The following is a 381-nucleotide window of genomic DNA, read 5'->3' as shown; positions in this document are numbered from 1 at the left end:
GACCTGCACTCCGTGCTGCTGTCCGGCAACATGGGCAAGAAATAATCTGACCGGAATCACAGGAGGCAACGCCTCCTGAACTCCGCACACCAGACCCCGGCCCCGTCGTGCCCTGACTGTCTCCTGTCAGCAGACACCCCGGCCGGGACAAGCGAATCAAGAAGGAAAGAGAACAACTATGGGAATGGCAGTCGGCAACGATGGTGATGAAGACGAAGTCAACAGCACCATTAACACCACCCCGCTGGTAGACGTCATGCTCGTGCTCCTGATCATCTTCCTGATCACCACCCCGGTGATCACCGACGTGGTCAAACTCAAGCTGCCGGCAGAACGCAACCAGGTCTACAAAACCAAACCGGAAAACATCACCATCTCTGT

At 56.2% G+C, this 381-nt stretch carries 1 protein-coding gene; it reads left to right on the top strand.

Annotated features, from left to right (window positions below; all coding sequences use genetic code 11):
• Positions 1 to 178 precede the first annotated feature (178 nt).
• A partial coding sequence (locus tag KDM89_RS20270) for an ExbD/TolR family protein (protein ID WP_212689672.1) occupies positions 179 to 381 on the top strand: 203 nt, incomplete at its 3' end.

Source organism: Cognatundibacterium luofuense (genome assembly GCF_018139685.1).
Taxonomy (GTDB): domain Bacteria; phylum Pseudomonadota; class Gammaproteobacteria; order Burkholderiales; family Burkholderiaceae_D; genus Undibacterium; species Undibacterium luofuense.
Note: the sequence above shows the minus strand (reverse complement) of the source record. Positions and strands in the feature narration are given on the sequence as shown.